The 19102-nt window shown below is 69.0% G+C and carries 16 protein-coding genes and 1 tRNA gene; 9 read left to right on the forward strand and 8 right to left on the reverse strand.

Features of this window, described 5'->3' with window-relative positions:
- The first annotated feature begins 24 nt into the window (after positions 1–24).
- The 5 genes from FHS42_RS04230 (at position 25) to FHS42_RS04250 (ending at position 4795) form a co-directional block, all read left to right on the forward strand.
- Positions 25–1596 (forward strand): asparagine synthase-related protein, encoded by a 1572-nt coding sequence (locus tag FHS42_RS04230; protein WP_184569170.1) that lies wholly within the window; start codon positions 25–27, stop codon positions 1594–1596.
- Positions 1597–1634: 38 nt separating this feature from the next.
- Positions 1635–2183 (forward strand): GNAT family N-acetyltransferase, encoded by a 549-nt coding sequence (locus tag FHS42_RS04235; protein ID WP_184569171.1) that lies wholly within the window; start codon positions 1635–1637, stop codon positions 2181–2183.
- 232 nt (positions 2184–2415) lie between these two features.
- Positions 2416–2820, forward strand: a complete 405-nt coding sequence (locus FHS42_RS04240) for a pyridoxamine 5'-phosphate oxidase family protein (protein ID WP_184569172.1) — start codon at positions 2416–2418, stop codon at positions 2818–2820.
- A 557-nt stretch (positions 2821–3377) separates the two neighbouring features.
- Positions 3378–3450 (forward strand) — tRNA-Trp (locus tag FHS42_RS04245).
- Positions 3451–3919: 469 nt separating this feature from the next.
- On the forward strand, positions 3920–4795 hold the full coding sequence (locus FHS42_RS04250; RefSeq protein WP_184569173.1) for an alpha/beta hydrolase: 876 nt from the start codon (positions 3920–3922) through the stop codon (positions 4793–4795).
- A 233-nt stretch (positions 4796–5028) separates the two neighbouring features.
- Here the strand turns inward: FHS42_RS04250 and FHS42_RS04255 are convergent, their stop codons facing one another.
- The 6 genes from FHS42_RS04255 to dnaK all read right to left on the reverse strand — a co-directional run bounded on the left by FHS42_RS04255 (position 5029) and on the right by dnaK (position 10880).
- Positions 5029–5439, reverse strand: coding sequence for a VOC family protein (locus FHS42_RS04255; protein WP_184569174.1), 411 nt, complete (start codon positions 5437–5439; stop codon positions 5029–5031).
- A gap of 234 nt (positions 5440–5673) precedes the next feature.
- On the reverse strand, positions 5674–6243 hold the full coding sequence (locus FHS42_RS04260; protein WP_312866718.1) for a Uma2 family endonuclease: 570 nt from the start codon (positions 6241–6243) through the stop codon (positions 5674–5676).
- Between the two features lie 380 nt (positions 6244–6623).
- A complete protein-coding gene (locus FHS42_RS04265; protein WP_184569175.1) occupies positions 6624–7094 on the reverse strand; it encodes a heat shock protein transcriptional repressor HspR in 471 nt (156 codons plus the stop codon).
- Position 7095: 1 nt separating this feature from the next.
- A complete protein-coding gene (gene dnaJ / locus FHS42_RS04270; protein ID WP_184569176.1) occupies positions 7096–8286 on the reverse strand; it encodes a molecular chaperone DnaJ in 1191 nt (396 codons plus the stop codon).
- Positions 8287–8316: 30 nt separating this feature from the next.
- Positions 8317–9012: a nucleotide exchange factor GrpE gene (grpE, locus tag FHS42_RS04275; RefSeq protein ID WP_184569177.1), complete on the reverse strand. Its 696-nt coding sequence runs from the start codon at positions 9010–9012 to the stop codon at positions 8317–8319.
- Complete coding sequence (gene dnaK, locus FHS42_RS04280) at positions 9009–10880, reverse strand: molecular chaperone DnaK (RefSeq protein ID WP_184569178.1); 1872 nt, start codon at positions 10878–10880, stop codon at positions 9009–9011. The genes grpE and dnaK overlap by 4 nt, the downstream gene beginning before the upstream one ends.
- A 495-nt stretch (positions 10881–11375) precedes the next feature.
- Here dnaK and FHS42_RS04285 point away from each other — a divergent pair, with 495 nt between their 5' ends.
- Both FHS42_RS04285 and FHS42_RS04290 read left to right on the forward strand, forming a co-directional pair.
- Entirely contained in the window at positions 11376–13685 is a 2310-nt protein-coding gene (locus FHS42_RS04285) for a (Fe-S)-binding protein (RefSeq protein ID WP_184569179.1), read from the forward strand.
- 539 nt (positions 13686–14224) lie between these two features.
- Positions 14225–15178, forward strand: coding sequence for an SDR family oxidoreductase (locus FHS42_RS04290; protein WP_184569707.1), 954 nt, complete (start codon positions 14225–14227; stop codon positions 15176–15178).
- A 227-nt stretch (positions 15179–15405) separates the two neighbouring features.
- On the opposite strand, the gene FHS42_RS04295 is transcribed toward FHS42_RS04290, so the two are convergent.
- A complete protein-coding gene (locus tag FHS42_RS04295; protein ID WP_184569709.1) occupies positions 15406–16239 on the reverse strand; it encodes an NAD(P)H-binding protein in 834 nt (277 codons plus the stop codon).
- A gap of 325 nt (positions 16240–16564) precedes the next feature.
- Here FHS42_RS04295 and FHS42_RS04300 point away from each other — a divergent pair, with 325 nt between their 5' ends.
- Complete coding sequence (locus FHS42_RS04300) at positions 16565–17188, forward strand: hypothetical protein (protein WP_184569180.1); 624 nt, start codon at positions 16565–16567, stop codon at positions 17186–17188.
- A gap of 268 nt (positions 17189–17456) precedes the next feature.
- Here the strand turns inward: FHS42_RS04300 and FHS42_RS04305 are convergent, their stop codons facing one another.
- Complete coding sequence (locus FHS42_RS04305) at positions 17457–18044, reverse strand: TetR/AcrR family transcriptional regulator (RefSeq protein WP_184569181.1); 588 nt, start codon at positions 18042–18044, stop codon at positions 17457–17459.
- Between the two features lie 70 nt (positions 18045–18114).
- On the opposite strand from FHS42_RS04305, the gene FHS42_RS04310 reads away from it, so the two are divergent.
- Complete coding sequence (locus tag FHS42_RS04310) at positions 18115–19008, forward strand: NADP-dependent oxidoreductase (RefSeq protein WP_184569182.1); 894 nt, start codon at positions 18115–18117, stop codon at positions 19006–19008.
- The last annotated feature ends 94 nt before the right edge of the window (positions 19009–19102 follow it).

The raw sequence follows: 19102 nt of genomic DNA on the forward strand, positions 1-19102 counted from the left end.
CGGGCCCCACTCGGAAGGGCTCACATGATCAAGTTGCGTCTGACCCCGTACGCCAACACCGCATGGGCCTGGGACACCACCACTGGCCTCTACCGCACCGCCGACGGCCAAAGCGAAATCACCCCGTACGGCCACCCGATGCTTGAACACCTTGGGCTCACCGACGGCACCCGCACCCTGGTCGTCGTCCGGGAGCGCACGGCGGGTCGGGCCGTAGCCCGGCCCGAACCGCGCACGCTCACCGCCGCCGACTTCGACGCCGCCCGCACCACAGCCGTCACCTGGCCGCTGGACTACGTCCTCGTTGAGACCGCCCCCGGTGTGCCGGTGCGGGTCACCGCCGGGCCGTGCGGCATCGCCCCGCTGTACGTCGCGCACGACGCCACCACGCTGTTCGGGTCCTGGGACATGGCCGACCTCGCCCAGCACGCCCGCACGCTGAGCCCGCGCGAGGTCGCCCGCCTGCTGATCTATCGCCCCCGCTACAGCCAGGAGACCGTCTTCCAGGGCATCCACCGGGTCACCGAGCGGGCCACCGCCCACTTCGGCGGACACCTGCACGTGCAGTACCCCGAACCCGCCCTGCACAGCGGCCCCCGCGAACTCGCCGATACCGCCGACGTCCTGGGCGCGTTTGTCGCAGCCATGGACGACGCCTTGGACGCCCGGCCGCTGGACGCGGAAGCCACGGTCTTCCACCTCACCGGCGGCTTCGACTCCGGCACCGTCGCCACCCGGGCCGCTGAACGCCTCCCCGGCCAGTACGCGACCTCCACCCTCCTCATCGCCGGGCCCGGCCGGGAGTCCCAGTTACGCCGCCGTGCGCAGATACGTGACGCGGTGTCCTTTGCCGGCACCGACCTCATCGTGGACGCTACGGAGACCGGCGTGCTCGCTCCGGGCTGTGTCCGCCGAAGCGGCGGGCGGATCAGCCCGTACGAGGAGCCGTTGCACCACCCCTTCACGCGCATGACCCAGCTGATCGCCCAGCACGGGGCCCGGACCGTCGTCACCGGGCTCGGGGGTGACGAGATGGTGGCCCTGTCCCAGCAGGAGTACCCGCACAAGCCGATGGGCGAGATCAGCGACGGCCTGACCTGGATCGGCGCACGGGCCCGTGCCGCCCTGGAGTTCGCCGACGACGCCATTGCCCCGCCTGCCCGTGTGAACTCCATGACCCTGCTGTCGCTGGAGACGACCGCCCCGGTTCTCCTGCGCGCCGGGATCTGGCCCGTCCACCCCTTCACCGACCCCGACATGATCCAGCTCGGCGAGTGGCTGCCCTACGACTGGCGGGAGTTGAAGCAGCTCCAGCGCCGCCGCCTCGCCGCCCTCGGGCTCGGGCCCGACGTCACGCAGTCCCGCACCCGGGAGTCCTTCGCCGAAGTCGTCCAGCACGCACTGACCACCGAGGCCCGGCCCCTCTTCGACGCGATACTCAAGGACGGCTCACCCCTATTCGAGGAGGGCCTGATCGACCCCGACGGCCTCCGCGATGGGCTGCGGCAGCTCGACTCGGGACCTTACCGGGAGGACGGCGACGCCCAGCTGCTCGAAGTCATCGACCTCCACCTGGCCGCCGCCGCGTTCCTGTAGACCAGCCTTCACCCAACCCCTTCAAGAAGGGCCCCCGAATGCACCTCGTCCGCCCGGCCACGGCCGCCGACATCCCCGCCGTCCGCACCCTCGTTCTCACCCGCTCCGCATGGCTGGAAGCGCGGCAGATGCCCTCGTGGCGGGAGAGCGCGGACCACGTGGCCGGGCAGGCCGAGAACACCGACGGGACGATGTGGGTCCTCACCGAGGAGACCTCGGGGCGGATCATCGGCTGCACTACCGTCCAGCAGGAGACCCCGCCGTGGGGGTGGACGGAGCACGAACTCGCGGAGCCCGCCGACTACCTGTACACGACCGTGACAGACCCGGCCGACCGCGCACACCGCCCCGGCACACTCCTCGCCCTGTGGGCGGTAGACCGCGCGGCCCGCCAAGGCCGGGCGTGGGTGCGACGCGGCTGCATGTTCCCCGGCCTCGTCCGCTACTACGAAACCCAGGGCTTCAGCCTGATGCACGAGGTACAGCGCACGAACCATCGTGTCTACCTCATGGCGCGCAAGGCCGAAGAACTTCCGGAAGTCGTGGCAGCACTTCGTCCGGAAGGCTCGCACGTCACGGGGATCTGAACCGGCGGGACCCTGTTGATGGATAGTCCGCCGGACCTGGCTTCTACGAGAACCGCCACTTACGGGTAACCCATCCGGGTGACGCTCTGCCGTCGGCGCTGTTCTTGGACAAGATCAGTCGCCCGTGAACAACTGCGTGAATTCGATGCCCAGCGTCCAAGCCAGGGCAGGGACTCCCACCGGCACCCTCGGGCGCCCCGAACGCCGCTGACCACGGATTACGCTGCCGGGCATGGCCATCGACCTCGACCATCCCGCCCCCGACTACGTCACCTTTTGGCGCGAGCGCCACCTGTGCACCTTCACCACCCCGCGCCCGAACGGCACCCCGCATGTGGCCCCGGTCGGCGTGACGTACGACCCCGAGGCGCGCACCGCATGGATCATCTGCCGCAAGACCAGTACCAAAGTCGCCAATGTCATCGCCGCTGGCCCGGCGGGCGCCCCGGTGGCCGTTTGCCAGCTCGAAGGCCGCCGCTGGGCCACTTTGGAAGGCCGCGCGACGGTGCGTACGGATGCGGAGAGCATCGCGGAGGCGGTGCGCCGCTACGCCGAGCGCTACGGCCGGATGCCCAGGCCAAACCCCGAACGGGTCGCCATCAAGATCAGCCTGACCCGAGGCATGGGCAATGTCTGACAGGGACAACAGCCGCGGAGCCACCCTCCCCAGCGAAACGGGCCTACCTGACAAGAACCTGTGATGGCCGCTCCAGCGGCATGGATGAGGTCCATCAGGGGCAGCAGCGCACCCCTGTCACCTGGCAGCATCCCCACCGCACCCCCATCAGTGGACGGGGTGGCAAGACGCCCCCGACCCCGCGATGCGCCGGCACGCCACCGTCTGCCAAGCGGCGCACCGACGGGCCGTACCGCCCGAACACGGCGACAGGCAGCCACCCGCCCCACGCCCGGGCACACCACCCGCCACCAGGACAGATGAGCACATACCCCGCGTGCGCAACAGTCGCGGCGCCCCCACCGCACCCGTACCGCGCACAAGGGGCCGACAGGCGTCAGAGCACAGCGCCGAGTACCCCCATCCGGGCGACGCACGCCCCGCAACCTCACGGCGCTGGCGGCGCGTCACCAGCACGCTCGACCGGCCCGACCACCGCGGCGCCGCAGCCCGCGCTCAGATGGCCAAACAATGCTCTGGTGATCGCTCCCGACGCCGTGGGAAGCTACTCGTGTCGAAGGGGCGTAGCTCAATTGGCAGAGCATCGGTCTCCAAAACCGAAGGTTGTAGGTTCAATTCCTGCCGCCCCTGCTAGCACCATCGAGGTCGGCGCGGTCCGCGCCGATTGACATGGGACGTCAAGATCCCTAACTGGCGCATTGCCGGCCCGCAAGGCTCCCGGTCACGGCCGCAAGCCTCACCCACGGCGAAGGCCGGGCCCGATGACATCGGGTCTGGCCTTTTTGTCCGTCGCGGTCGCGGTCGCGTGGGCGGGGACCAGGCCCGAGGTGAGGACCAGGCCCGAGGCGGAGCCCACGCCCGAGGTGAGGACCCGGCCTGTGATCGGTGGAACCGCGGCTCCACACAGGCGGCAGAAAAAAGCGATGGCAGGTGTGCCGATCGGGGCCTAACGTCTCGATCATGTACTCGGTCACGCATAACTGGCATTCCCTGCGCATCCGTTCGGTGTCCCGGACCCGGTGCTGACCCGAGCGTTCGTCGGCACCTGGTCATCCGCGCGCTGTTCACCGTTCGCATCAGGATGACGAGGAATCCCTTCATGCGCACCACCTCACAACCCACCTTCGTGTTCATTCCCGGTGGGTCCAGCAACGCCCGAGCCTGGGGGCCGTTGCAAAACGAGCTGGCCCTGTACGGGCACCGCTCGTACGCCATCGACCTGCCGGGGCACGGCGACCGCGCCGACCACCCGGCCGCCTACTATCGGCAGCCGCAGGACCTGGCCGCACTGGCCACCGCACCCTCCCCGATGCGCGGCATCACGTTGCAGGACAACGTGCGTCACGTGGTGGACGTCCTGCACCGGCTCGCTCCGTCGGGGCCCGTGATCCTGGCGGGCAACAGCTTCGGCGGCCTGACCGTCACCGCTGTCGCGAACGCCGTGCCCGAACTCCTGGACCGCGTCGTGTACCTCTCCGCTGTCTGCCTGAGCGACCCGGCGATGGTCACCGACGAGTGGGACGTCGTCGATGACAATCTGCTGGACGCCCTAGCGGCACGGATCACCGTGCCCGACACGGGCAACCAGGGGGTAGTACGGCTGAACTGGCGCAGCGCGCACGCCGACCCGGTGTTGTTCGCACAGCTCAAGGCCGCTGTCATGGCAGACGCCACCGACCACCAGTTCCGGATGCTGCTGGACTCCATGGACCCGGACGAGAACTACGCGGTGCTGGAGCAGGGCGCGGTGGCCCTGGCCGCGGAATGGGGGAGGGTACCGCACACCTTCGTACGCCTCTCGGACGACCTGAGCATCCCCCCGGCCGTACAGGACTACATGATCCGCAAGGCGGACGAGCTGACGCCTGAGAACCCGTTCGACGTCCGCACGTTGGCCGCGTCCCACGTCGGATACTTCAGCCGCCCGCACCTTTTCGCGGAGCTGCTGATCGACCTGGCCCAGGGCGCGTCGTGACGTCGTAACGTCGTACGTCGTGACGTCGTGACGTCGTAACACAGCCTCTCCGCCCCGGACTTCGGGCGGCGGATCGGTTGGCTTAGTGGTCCCCGGCGGCTCGGCTGAGCCTGCCGGGGACCACCACGTCGAAGGCAAACCGGATCTGCAACTCTTCGCCCTGGCTGCACTCGCGCCATCGATGGAAAACGTCTCTACACCCCGGAATCGGACGTTGCCGCTGCCCCGTGGTCCTAGCTGGGCTGCTGGGTGATGTTGACCATCCAGCTGATCCCGAACTGGTCGATGAGCGAGCCGGCCTCGTCACCCCATGACTGCTTCTCCAGGGGCAGCGTCACGGTGCCGCCGGTGGACAGCCTTTCGAAGTGGTCGCGGAGTTTAGCGTCGTCGCCGCCGAGGAAGACCGCGACGTTGTTGCCCGCGGTGTGGGGCATCTCTTCCCGGACGTCCCACACCATCAGCGTGTAACCGTCTGAGGTGCGGAGCGTGGCGTGCATGATCTTGTCGGGGTGAGGCACGTCCGGCGAGCCGTATTCGGCGTAGGTGCCCATGTCCAACTGGCCGCCCAGGACGTCTCGATAGAACTCGATCGCCTGCCGTGCGTTCCCCTTGAAGGCGAGGCATGGGTTGAGTTGAGACCCCATCTGGTGCTCCTTGGCGTGAGTGATGTGAACGCCTCGAACGTAGCAACGGGCACTGACAACCGCCCGAGCCCCCGCCTCCGCCTCCGCAATCCCAGCGCATCAGCTTCCGCATCCAGGCCGGTGCGGCGAAGCCGTAGGCGTGCGGCGACGCTCTGGACAAGCGGTTGGCATCCGTGGTGCTCAGGGCCGCGGCGGCCCGCAGCGCGCCGGGGCCCAGCCGCCGCTGAGGGGCCGTCACTTCGCCCGGCGCGGCCCCGTCATCGCTTCCGTGATCACGAAGCCCTTCGCCGGGCCTTCCGGAACATCCACGTCCGTACCGTAGGGAACGCGGATCGCCGCTGCGTAGACGCCTTCTTCGGCGGAAGGGTTGGTCAGGACCGTCGTCGTGCCGTGGTTGTCGTAGTCATCGATCAGCACATAGACGGGGATGCCGGCCTGCGCATACGCGCGCCGCTTGCGGACCCGGTCGCGCTCCCTGTCCGTGCGCCCCGGGGACACCACCTCCGCGACGAGACGCACCCCACCCGCACGGACCCCGAGGCGATCCTCAGGCACGAGTTCTTCGCGGTCTTCGGGGCCTTCGGGGCCGACGAAGACGTCCGGCACCCAGGGCTTCAGCCCGTGGATGACGTTGATGTCCTGGTGGGCCGCGTAGCCACTGCCCTGGAGGTAGCGGTCCAGCGCCCGGCGCAGGCGGTTGGCGATCTGGCCGTGGTCCAAGCGTCCCGTCGGCGACACCTCGATGAACCCCGCAACGATCTCGGCGTGGAAGCCCTCGGGGAGTTGAGTTCCAAGGTCCGCCACGCCTGCCACAGCGCCTCATCGAGCGTCGGAGGGGGCATGTCAGGCACTTCCGGCGGGGCTTCGTGGGCGAGAGCGGTCATGGCGCGGTACCTCCTCCTCAAGTGGAGGTGGGCGCCCCTCGTGGCACAAGCGACGCCGCCACGTTAGGGAGCCCGACCGCGGGGTGGCGGACCACCGCACATCAGATCACCCGATGAGGTGACCCCAGCACCACGCGCTGACGCCGGTTCCGCCCGACCACGCGACCGGGACCCCAACCGGGACCCCGACCGCCGCACGCCCCGGCAACCCACAGCGACAGGCCCGCCGCCCCAGCGAGGGACGACGGGCCTGTCGTTCGGCTACGCGCACCCGGGGCGGGTCTTACGCGCACTCGGGAGCTATTCCTGCCCCGGCCTGCGGGGGCGCCACACCACCAGGGCGCTCGTCTGCTGGACCTGGTCGTAGGGGACCAGGTCGCGGCGGTACGAGGCGTGGACGGCGGCCTCGCGCTGCTGCATGGCCGCCGCTGCGCCCTCCACCGCCTGCTGGAGCTCGGCTGCGCGCTGCTGGAGCGCGGCTACCTGGTTCTCCAGCTCGATGATGCGCTTGATGCCGGCCAGGTTGATGCCCTCGTCCTGGCTGAGCGCCTGCACCTGGCGCAGCAGGCTGATGTCGCGGGCCGAGTAGCGGCGCCCGCGGCCCGCCGTGCGGTCGGGCGAGACCAGGCCTAGGCGGTCGTACTGACGCAGGGTCTGCGGGTGCAGGCCGGAGAGTTGAGCGGCGACCGAGATGACGTACACCGGTGAGTCGTCGGTCAGCTCGTACGGGTTGCGGCTGCCGCCGCCTGGGCGTGTGCCTCGGACGTCCATCTCATGCTCCCTTCGCGGCCTGGAACAGCTCGGCCCGCGGGTCTTCACCCGCCGTGGCGTCGCGGTAGGTCTCCAGCGCGTCCCGCGCCTTGTCGTCGAGGTCGGTTGGCACCGTCACCTCTATCGTGACCAGCAGGTCGCCCCGGGTGCCGTCCTTGCGGGTGGCACCCTTGCCGCGGGCTCGCATCGTCCGGCCGCCGGGCGTGCCAGCGGGCAGCTTCAAGGTGACCGGTGGGCCGCCCAGGGTCGGGACCTTGATCTCGCCGCCGAGGGCCGCCTCCGTAAAGGTGACGGGGACCGTGACGGTGAGGTTGTCGCCCTTGCGGCCGAAGACCGGGTGGGCGTCCACATGGACGACCACGTACAGGTCGCCCGCTGGGCCGCCCGTCTCGCCCGGGGCGCCCTTGCCCCGCAGCCGGATGCGCTGGCCGTCGCTGACGCCCGCCGGAATGCGAACCTGCATGGTGCGCGAGGAACGGGCGCGCCCGCTGCCCTTGCACTGCTCGCACGGGTCCTGGGCGATCAGGCCCCGGCCCCGGCAGTCCACACACGGATCGGTGAGCGAGAAGCCGCCCCCGCCACCTCGGCTGACCTGCCCGGTACCGACGCAGGTCGGGCACACCCGAGGGGTGCCGTTCTTGTCACCGGTGCCCTGGCAGGCCGTGCAGGGCGCTTGGCTGGACATCCGCAGGGGCACGGTTGCGCCGTCCACGGCCTCGGTGAAGCTGAGCGTCACCTCGGACTCGACGTCCTGGCCGCGCCGCGGCTGGGTGCGGGTGCCCGCACCGCCGCGGTTGAACAGGCCGCCGAACACGTCCCCGAGTCCGCCGCCGAAGCCTCCGGCGCCCGGACCACCGCCCTGCTGCGGGCCGCCGCCTCCGAAGAGGTCGCCCAGGTCGAAGTTGAAGCTTCCGGCGCCGCCGGGGCCACCGGGACCGGGGCGGAAGCCACCGTTCCCGAAGAGCGCCCGCGCCTCGTCGTACTCCTTGCGGCGCTTGGGGTCGGCGAGGACGTCATTCGCCTCGGAGACCTCCTTGAAGCGCTCCTCGGCCTTGGCATCACCGGTGTTGGCGTCCGGGTGGTACTCGCGAGCGAGCTTTCGGTACGCCTTCTTGATCTCGGCCTCGGTGGCGTCCTTGGGGACGCCGAGGACCTTGTAATAGTCCTTCTCCACGAAGTCCTTGGTGCTCATCCCCGACGTCCCTCCTCTCCGTATGTCACGTCAGCCCTCGTCCGGGCCACCGTTTTCCTCGTCAGACGCGCCGTCGCCCTGCTCTGCCTGAGCGCCAGAGGCACCGGGCTGCGGCTCGGCGACGGCGACCCGCGCGGGGCGAATCGTTCGCTCGCCGATTCGATACCCCGGCTGGAGGATCGACACGCACGTGGTCTCGGTGACGTCCGGCGCATAGCTGTGCATCAGCGCCTCGTGCACCAGCGGGTCGAAGGGCTCGCCCTCCTTGCCGAACTGCTGAAGGCCCAGCTTGGCAACCACGATCTCCAGCGACTCGGCCACCGACTTGAACCCGCCGACCAACTCGCCGTGTTCTCGCGCGCGGCCGATGTCGTCAAGCACCGGCAGCAGCTCGGAGAGCAGGTTGGCCGCGGCGATCTCCTTCACCGTGACCCGGTCCCGCTCCACCCGGCGGCGGTAGTTCTGGTACTCCGCCTGGAGGCGCTGGAGGTCAGCGGTGCGCTCGTTCAGCGCCGTACGGACCTGATCGAGCTGGGCCGTCAGCGCCACATCCTGCTTGGCGCTCTGATCGAGGCCATCTCGCTGTGCGTCCCCGGCCGAGGCCGCCGGACCCGCCGCTTCGGCGGACCCGGCCCCCTCCGCCGCGTCAGGCTGCGACGCGGCGGAGGGAGTGGCGTCGGAAGGGACGTCGGGCTGCTCGTCGAAGCCCGGAGTCTCTTCCGTCACGCGGCACCATCCCGGCGGTTGTCCGTCTTCTCGTCGTCAACGATCTCGGCGTCTACGACGTCATCGTCCTTGGCCTGGCCCGCACCGGCGTCGGCACCGGCAGCGCCATCGGCGCCCGCGGTGGCACCGGCGGCCTGCGCGTCGGCGTACATCGCCTGGCCAAGCTTCTGGCTGACGGTGGCGACCTTCTCGGTGGCCTCGCGGATCGCCGCGTTGTCCTCGCCCTTGAGCTTTTCCTTCAGCTCGCTGACGGCGGTCTCAACCTCGGTCTTGACGTCGCCCGGGACCTTCTCCTCGTTGTCCTTGAGGAACTTCTCGGTCTGGTAGACGAGCTGTTCGGCCTGGTTACGGGTCTCGGCGACCTCGCGGCGCTTGTGGTCCTCGTCCGCGTACTGCTCGGCCTCGCGCATCATGCGCTCGATGTCGTCCTTCGGCAGCGCGGAGCCACCGGTGACGGTCATCCGCTGCTCCTTGCCGGTACCCAGGTCCTTGGCGGAGACGTGCATGATGCCGTTGGCGTCGATGTCGAAGGTGACCTCGATCTGCGGCACGTTGCGCGGCGCCGGGGGCAGCCCGGTCAGCTCGAACATTCCGAGCTTCTTGTTGTACGCGGCGATCTCGCGCTCGCCCTGGTAGACCTGGATCTGCACGGACGGCTGGTTGTCCTCGGCCGTCGTGAAGATCTCGGAGCGCTTGGTCGGGATCGTCGTGTTGCGCTCGATCAGCTTGGTCATGATGCCGCCCTTGGTCTCGATACCAAGCGACAGCGGCGTGACGTCGAGCAGCAGGACGTCCTTGACCTCACCCTTGAGGACACCGGCCTGGAGGGCCGCGCCGATGGCGACGACCTCATCCGGGTTGACGCCCTTGTTGGCGTCCCGGCCGCCGGTCAGCTCCTTGACCAGCTCGGCGACGGCGGGCATCCGGGTGGAGCCACCGACCAGCACCACGTGGTCGATCTCGGAGAGAGCGATGCCGGCGTCCTTGATGACGTTGTGGAACGGCGTCTTGCAGCGCTCCAGAAGGTCGGACGTGAGCTGCTGGAACTGGGCGCGGGTGAGCTTCTCGTCCAGGTGCAGCGGGCCCTCGGCGGACGCCGTGATGTAGGGCAGGTTGATCGTGGTCTCGGTGGACGAGGACAGCTCGATCTTCGCCTTCTCCGCGGCCTCGCGGAGACGCTGAAGCGCCATCTTGTCCTTGCCAAGGTCCACGCCGTGGCCGTTGTTGAACTGCTTGACCAGGTAGTCCACGACCCGCTGGTCCCAGTCGTCGCCACCGAGGTGGTTGTCACCGTTGGTGGCCTTGACCTCCACCACGCCGTCGCCGATCTCAAGCAGCGAGACGTCGAAGGTGCCGCCACCGAGGTCGAAGACGAGGATGGTCTGGTCGTCTTTCTCCAGCCCGTAGGCGAGAGCGGCGGCCGTGGGCTCGTTGACAATACGCAGGACATTCAGACCCGCGATCTCGCCGGCTTCCTTCGTCGCCTGCCGCTCGGAGTCATTGAAGTAGGCGGGGACGGTGATGACCGCGTCCGCAACCTTCTCGCCCAGGTAAGCCTCGGCGTCCCGCTTCAACTTCTGCAGGATGAAGGCGCTCATCTGCTGCGGATTGAAGTCCTTGCCATCCAGGTTGATCTTCCAGTCGGTGCCCATGTGGCGCTTGACCGAGCGAACGGTCCTGTCCACATTGGTTACCGCCTGGCGCTTGGCAACCTCGCCGACCAGTACCTCGCCGTTCTTCGCGAAGGCGACGACGGACGGCGTGGTCCTGGCGCCCTCGGCGTTGGTGATGACGGTGGGCTCACCGCCTTCGAGAACACTGACGACGGAGTTCGTCGTACCCAGGTCGATGCCGACCGCACGTGCCATGTCAATCCTCCAACTGACTTGAGTGGAACAGACTCAAGGGTGCACGATCCAGATTTTCCTGTCAACAGAGCTGAGTCAAGGGCGCTCAACTTTTTATACGGGCCTTATCTGTACGCAGGTCTTACGCGGCTCTGTACGCGGCCTTACGCGACCAGCACGCAGGTCTTACGCGACTCTGCGCAGGTCTCACGCGACCAGCAGGCGACAGCAGCACGCCCGCCCCGCACGCCAACCCGGCAACACAGCCACCCAGCCACCCAGCCACGCGACGACGCGACGCGAGGCCCCCGGAAGCCGAGGCGGATGCCCGCACCCACCCGGCGAGCAGCCACACTGAAGGGCGCCCTGGGGGCTCTGGAAGGCGATTAGGCAACCCTGAGCGATGCATATCACCGGCCGGACGAGTGCACCGCTCTCGTGATCCTCGGTAATCTCGGCAAAGACCAGTTAAGTTACTGCTCAGTAATCCCGTTCTCGTAGGTTCGAGGAGCCGCCATGCAACTCGCCGCGATCATTGTGTCGCTGGTCCTCATCGCGGTCGGCGTCGCGCTGTTCGGCCGTGCCCTGCTACAGATTTTTCACTACGTACGGCTCGGCCAGCCCGTACCCGCGGGGACCAGGACCGACGATCCCGCGCAACGCACGATCACCGTGGCCAAGGAATTCCTTGGCCACACCCGCATGAACCGCTGGGGCGTCGTCGGCGTCGCACACTGGTTCGTGGCGGTGGGCTTCTTCTCGCTGCTGCTGACCATCGTCAACGCCATCGGCCAACTCTTCCAGGCGGACTGGCTGATCCCGATCATCGGCGATTGGCTGCCGTACGAGATCTTCACCGAGTTCCTCGGCTTGATGACGGTCCTAGGCATCGTGACCCTCATCGTCATCCGACAGCTCAGCAAGCCCGGCAAGGCAGGCCGCAAGTCCCGCTTCACGGGGTCGAATTTCGGCCAGGCGTACTTCGTCGAGGCCGTCATCCTTATCGTCGGCCTGTCGATCATGACGCTGCGCGGTCTTGAGGGCGCCCAGCACCACGTGACCTCGTACGATGCCGGGTTCTTCGCCTCGTACCCGCTGATCGTCGCCTTCCGTGACCTCGACACGAGCACTCTGCAAAACCTGACGTATCTGGTCGCCATGATCAAGATCGCGACATCCTTCATCTGGATGATCACGGTCTCCCTCAAGACCGACATGGGCGTGGCCTGGCACCGCTTCCTGGCCTTTCCCAACATCTGGTTCAAGCGCGAGGCGGATGGCTCCAGCGCGCTCGGTGCGCTTCAGCCGATGGTCTCCGATGGCAAGCAGATCGACTTCGAGGACCCGGGCGAGGACGACCAGTTCGGCGTCTCACAGGTCGAGCACTTCTCCTGGAAGGGCCTGCTCGACTTCTCCACCTGCACCGAGTGTGGCCGCTGCCAGTCGCAGTGCCCCGCCTGGAACACCGGCAAGCCGTTGTCCCCGAAGCTGCTGATCATGGCCCTGCGAGACCATGCGCACGCCAAGGCGCCGTACCTCCTTGCGGGCGGCGGCAAGGACGCCGAAGGCGCGGAGAAGGCCACCGCGGAGCAGCTCGCCCAGGTGCCCGCCGCCGCGCTGGCCGAGGCCGAGCGCCCGCTGATCGGCACCCTCGAAGAAAACGGCGTCATCGACCCGGACGTGCTGTGGTCCTGCACCACCTGCGGTGCCTGCGTCGAGCAGTGCCCGGTGGACATCGAGCACATCGACCACATCGTGGACATGCGCCGCTACCAGGTCATGATCGAGTCCAGCTTCCCCAGCGAGGCGGGCACGATGCTGAAGAACCTGGAGAAGAAGGGCAACCCCTGGGGCCTGGCCAAAAAGCAGCGGCTCGCCTGGACGAAAGAGGTCGAGTTCGAGGTTCCCGTCGTCGGCAAGGACATCGAGGACCTGACCGAGGTCGATTACCTGTACTGGGTCGGCTGCGCGGGCGCGCTCGAAGACCGGGCCAAGAAGACGACGAAGGCGTTTGCCGAACTGCTGCACATCGCGGGCGTGAAGTTCGCGATCATGGGCGGCGACGAGGCGTGCACCGGCGACTCCGCCCGCCGCATGGGCAACGAGTTCCTCTTCCAGCAGCTCGGTCAGCAAAACGTCGAGATGCTCAACATGGCCTTCGGTGAGAGCGATGGCGAGGACGGCGCAGAGGGCGCCGAGGCCGTGCGGGTCGAGAAGGCGAAGAAGAAGATCGTCGCGACCTGCCCGCACTGCTTCAACACCATCGCCAACGAGTACCCGCAACTCGGCGGCGAGTACGAGGTCATCCACCACACCCAGCTGCTCCAGCACCTCATCGACGAGGGCAAGCTGGTTCCGGTGACGCCGGTCGAGGGTCTGATCACCTACCACGACCCGTGTTACCTGGGCCGCCACAACAAGATCTACACACCGCCGCGCGAGATCATCGCCAAGGTGCCGGGGCTGCGGAACGAGGAGATGCACCGGCACAAGGAGCGCGGCTTTTGCTGCGGCGCCGGTGGCGCCCGGATGTGGATGGAAGAGCGGATCGGCAAGCGGGTCAACGACGAGCGGGTGGATGAGGCGCTGTCCCTCAACCCGGACATCATCTCCACGGCCTGCCCGTTCTGCCTCGTCATGCTCACCGACTCGGTCAACGGCAAGAAGCCCGCTTCCGATGGCACGGGCGGCAAGGCCAAGGAATCGCTCAAGGTCGTGGACGTGGCGCAACTCCTCCTCGAATCGGTCAAGACCCCGGCCGAGCCGGAAGGCCCGGAGGGCGACGGCGAACCAGCGACGGCCCCGGAGCCGGAACCGGTGAAGTAGGCCGAGCCGCGGTGGAGTAGTGGCCGTGGGGCCCAGCGCGAGGTCGGTGGGCCGCGGGCCGGTGGCTGGTAGGCCGCTGGGCCAGTGGGCTCGCGGGGTCGCCGGACCGGTGGGTTCGGGATGTGCACGCCGGTGGGCGTGGATCGTACGTACGGTCCACGCCCACCGGCGTTTGTATCGGCCAGGCAACAGGAGGGATGCGGCACGCCCCACCGAAAAGACGACAGGAGATGACGCCTTTACACGCCACGATCGTCGAGCAGTCGGTGCGGTTCCCCTCCCCGGGGGCGCATCGGTGCGTTCAGATGACCTGTGGGTGCGAAGGGACAGACATGGCAGCGGCGGAAACGGCCGGGGCAGGCGCAACAGGGGCTGCGGCAGCGGTAGGTAGCGGCGGGACCACAGGCCAAACGCGAGCTGGGGCAGCGGGCAACGGTGGCGGTGCTGATGTCAGTGGCGGTGCTGATGCCAGTGCCGGTGCCGGTGCCGGTGTGGGTGTCGGTGTCGGTGTCGGTGTCGGCGGTGGTGCTGGTGTCGGCATGGCGTACGGGAGCGTGCCGCGCGGGGGGCGTGCGCTGGGCTCGCGGGCGCTCGACGGGAAGGTAGCCCTGGTCGCGGGTGCAACGCGGGGCGCGGGCCGGGGCATCGCGGTGGAGCTGGGGGCGGCCGGGGCCACGGTGTACGTAACTGGCCGCAGCACGCGCGCCCGGCGCTCCGAGTACAACCGGCCCGAGACCATCGAGGACACCGCGGACCTGGTGACCGAGGCGGGCGGGCGCGGTGTCGCGGTGCCCACCGACCATCTGGAGCCGACCCAAGTGCGCGCCCTGGTGGACCGGATCGCCACCGAGCAGGGCCGGCTCGATGTGCTGGTCAACGACGTCTGGGGTGGGGAACTGCTCTTCGAGTGGGACAAACCGCTGTGGGAGCACGACCTGGACAACGGCCTGCGGCTGCTGCGGCTCGCCGTCGAAACGCACGCCATCACCAGCCACCACGCGCTGCCGCTCCTGGTGCGCACGCCGGGCGGCCTCGTAGTGGAAATGACCGATGGCACGGACGTGTACAACCGCTCGCACTACCGGGTGTCGTTCTTCTACGACCTTGCCAAGGCCGCGGTGCTGCGCATGGCGTTCTCGCTCGGCCACGAGCTGGGCCCGCGCGGCGCGAGCGCCGTAGCACTGACGCCCGGCTGGATGCGCTCGGAGATCATGCTCGACCACTACGGCGTCACCGAGGAGAACTGGCGGGACGCGCTGGCGGCCCAGCCACACTTCTGCATCGCGGAGACGCCGTACTACACGGGCCGGGCAGTGGCCGCGCTGGCGCACGACCCCCAGGTGGCCCGCTGGAATGGGACCTCGCTGTCCAGCGGTCAACTCGCCCAGGAATACGGGTTCACCGACCTGGACGGCAGCCGGCCGGACGCCTGGCGCTACGTGGTGGAGGTCCAAGATCCGGACCACCCCGCGAACGCGACGGGCTACCGCTGACGGCACGGGCTGGCTGGGCGGGCGGGTACGTGCTGGCTGGCTGGGCGGGTACGGGCTTGCGCGAGTACGGGGGCCGCGGGAGCGGGGCGGGCCGCTCAAGCGTGGGACGAGGAACGGGCCGCGCGAGTACGGGCGCAGGGCCGCTCAGACGCGGGGGCAGGGTACGGGCGCCCGGCGCGCGCCCCGCGCCGGCGCGGGACGCGCACGCTAGCCAGCGGGTGGTGGCCTCAGCGGAACGCCGCAGCGTGCTCCTGCGCCCACCGCGCGAACGGCGTGGCGGGATGGCCGGTCACCTCGCCGACCGTGTCCCGTACGCGCGCCAGTGCCGCCGTAACGTCTCCGCCCGTCAGGTCGAGCACCGCGTCCGCCGTCTCGCCGCCGAGGAATTCGGCCAACTGCTCGTGGGCCTGCGCGCGGCTGATGCCGACCACGGTGATGTCCCGACCGGCCGCCGCGGCGATGGCCGCCACCTGCTGCCGCGGAGTGATCCGTTCCGGGCCGGTGAGCGAGTAGGTCCGGCCGCGGTGGCCCGGCTCGGTCAGTGCCGCGTACGCCACGTCGGCGATGTCCGCGGGGTGCACGACGGGCAGCCCGACGTCCGGGTACGGGACCGAGACCGCGCCTTCGGTACGGATCGACTCGGCCCACCACAGCACGTTGGAGGCGAACTGGGTGGGCCGCAGGATCGTCCAGGCCATCTCACTGTCCCGCACGGCCTGTTCGATGGCCGCCTTCTCCCGGCTGGCCGGAAGACGCGGATGCGTTTCGACAACGACGGACGACACCAGCACCACGTGTTCCACCCCCGCGCGCTCGGCCGCCGCCACCACCTCGCGTTCCCCGCCCGCGTACGGCACCAACACCAGCGAACGCACGCCGTGCAGGGCGGCCTTCAACGTCTCCGGACGTGTGAGGTCCCCCTCCACGGCCTCCACCGACTGCGGAAACGCGGCCCGCGCTGCATCGCGCGTCAGGCCCCGCACCGACCTCGTCCCGCCGTCGTGCAGCCGGCGCAACAGCACGCTCCCGATGTTCCCCGTCGCACCCGTCACCAGGATCATGGCCGTCCCCATCTCGTATTCCGTCGCCGCACCACCGCTGTCGATCAGCCGAGGTCGTGGACACGGTAGAAGTTCAACCAAGCTTGAGGTCAACTGCGGGGCCCAGGCCCTTCCTGCGCCGATGAGGCCCGGCCCGGGGCGCGCTCCGACCCCGGCCCGGGGCGCGCTCCCGCACGGCGAACGGTTCGGCTCGGGGCCACCGCTGCGGATCGCCGGCGCGTACGCCTCGGCGTCAGCGGTTCCCCGCCCGCCCCAGAGGCCTCTCCGACCTCGGTAAATTCCCGTTCTACGTACAGACATCTCCGTCGGGTGTCACCATCCGTACATGAACTCTTTCGAAGGGTTGACCGTTCCCGACTCGACCGAGCCGTCCGAGCAGCCGCCTCTGTGCGCCTACGAACCGCCGGACGACGAGCCGCACGCACCCGATCAATGGTTCATCCCGGCCCGCCTACCGCACACCGCCGAGGTCGGTGCGGGACCCAACACCCGTGTCATGCTCAGTGGTTGGCATGTGTGGCGGCGGTCGGTCACCATCCGCCTTGAGGTCTTTCGCCGGCGCATCGTGCACAGCACGAACTCGCAGGACATCGGCCGCTCACCGGCCGGCGCGCTGCGGTGCGAGATGCTCTTCGCGGACGGCCGCAGGCTCACCACCCTCGACCAATCCTCCACCCCCTCACCCCAAAACGGCACCACTCCTCCGACCTTGCGCTTGGAGGGCGGCGGCGAAGGCGGCTTCCACGAGCACCTCGTGCTGCACCTCTCCCAGTTGCCTCCCGAGGGCAACCTGGAACTGTTCGTGGAGTGGCTGGACGAAGACATCCCCGAGGCCCGTACGACCTTCGACGCCACGGCCCTGCGCGCCGCGGCAGAGGAGGCAGTGGAAATCTGGTCCGACACGGACCTGCCAAGTGCCCGCCGAGAGGAGGATTCCAGGGCATCTTGAGGCCGGTCCCCTGTCGGCAGTCATGACCGAACCCGGCGGATTGGCGCACGGCGGCCCCGAGCCGCCGGCCACTCATGCCCGGAAATAACCCTCCGCTGACCTGACCGCATCGGCAGGCCCGACCCCGCACCCGCGGGGTCGGGCTTGGCCGCTCCGCGGGTCGTGAGGCTGCGTCGTTACCTAGCGGTGCGTGGTGAGTCCGCACAGTGGCGCGGCCACCGCTTGAGCAGCTACTTGAGGGCTACTCAAGGGCTGGATGCCCAGTTCCTCACGCACGTCGAGCGGGGGAGGCGACCTCCCAGGCCGCTTCGATCATCCGGAAGATCTCGTCCACCGCGGCCTGCGGATCGGCCGCCTCGCGGGCCAGCGAATGAGCGTCGACCACGAACTTCGCGATGGTCCGGCAGGCCGTCGTGGTCAGCGCCAGGTCGAGATCGGCGGCAATGGCCGCTGCCAGCGCCTCTGCATGGCGCAGCCGCATCGACTCCTCGTACTCCCGCAGGGCAGATGAGGCGTCGATCATGCGCCAGATCGGAGCGGCGCCGTCCGCCGTGCAATGCCGCACCAGGGCATGCATCTCGCGGCGGAGCGCGGGGATCAGCGGCGCATGCGGCGCCCGGCCGGTGACCGCCTGCGCGAGGCGTTGCTCGAAGTCCTCGTCCTGCTCGAACACCAGGGCCTCTTTTGAGGCGAAGTGGGCGAAGAGCGTGGTGACGGCCACATCGGCCTCGGCGGCCACATCACGGATGCCCACCGCTTCGTACCCGCGTTCCAAGAAGAGCCGCAGGGCGGCATCCGCGATCTTCTGACGGGTCGCGGCCTTCTTACGCTCACGACGTCCGGGCGGCACGGTCATGCGCTCATGCTAACAGGAGCATAGTCGTACTCGTTGTTAAACACTAACCGTTAGTGTTACGTTCGACGGCATGAAGAAAGTGAGCTTCGCCGAGTTCGGCGGCCCGGACGTATTGCAACTCGTCACCGCCGAGGAGCCCCACGCGGGCCCCGGTCAGGTACGCATAGCCGTGCGGGCGGCGGGCGTGAACCCCGTCGATTGGCGGGTTCGTGAAGGCCAGGTCCTGGGGGCCCATCCGATCGAGTTGCCCGCCGGAGTCGGGCTCGACGCCTCCGGGGTGGTGGACGAGATCGGCGAGGGCGTCGAAGGGGTCGCGGTCGGCGACCACGTGTTCGGCGAAGGTTCCAGCACCTACGCCGAGTTCGCCGTGCTGTCGGCCTGGGCCCGGATGCCCGATGGGCTGACGTTCGAAGAGGCGGCCGGGTACCCGTCCGTAGTGGAGACCGCACTACGCATCATCCGCGAGGTCGGCGTGCAGCCCGGGCAGACGCTGCTGGTCAGCGGCGCGTCCGGGGGAGTCGGATCGGCGGTGCTCCAGATCGCCCGCGAACGCGGCATCGCGGTGATCGGCACGGCCGGGGCCGCCAACCAGGACTATCTACGCAGCCTGGGCGCCCTCGCCACGACCTACGGCGAAGGCTGGGTCGAGCGGGTGCGGCAACTCGGCCCCATCGACGCCGCTCTCGACCTGGCCGGCTCGGGCGTGATCCGCGAGCTGATCGAACTGACCGGGGACGCGCGGAAGGTGATCTCCATCGCCGACCTCGATGCGCCCAAGCTCGGTGTCCGCTTCTCCGGCGTGGCCGGCAGCGTGCCGCAAGCGCTCGCCGAGGCCACCGGCCTCATCGCGCGGGGGAAGCTCCACATCCCGGTCGAGAAGTCCTACACGCTCGCTGAGGCCGCGGCGGCACACATCGACAGCCAAGCCGGTCACACGCGCGGGCGCCGGGTCGTGATCGTCTAAGCCGTCCGCTACACCGTTGCGCGGCCCCTGCTCGATGCCGTCGTCCTGCAACCCCCGTACTGGCACCTCGCGTGCTGGGCGGTTGCGCACCATC

Source organism: Streptomyces zagrosensis (assembly GCF_014203645.1).
In the GTDB taxonomy this organism is placed as follows: domain Bacteria; phylum Actinomycetota; class Actinomycetes; order Streptomycetales; family Streptomycetaceae; genus Streptomyces; species Streptomyces zagrosensis.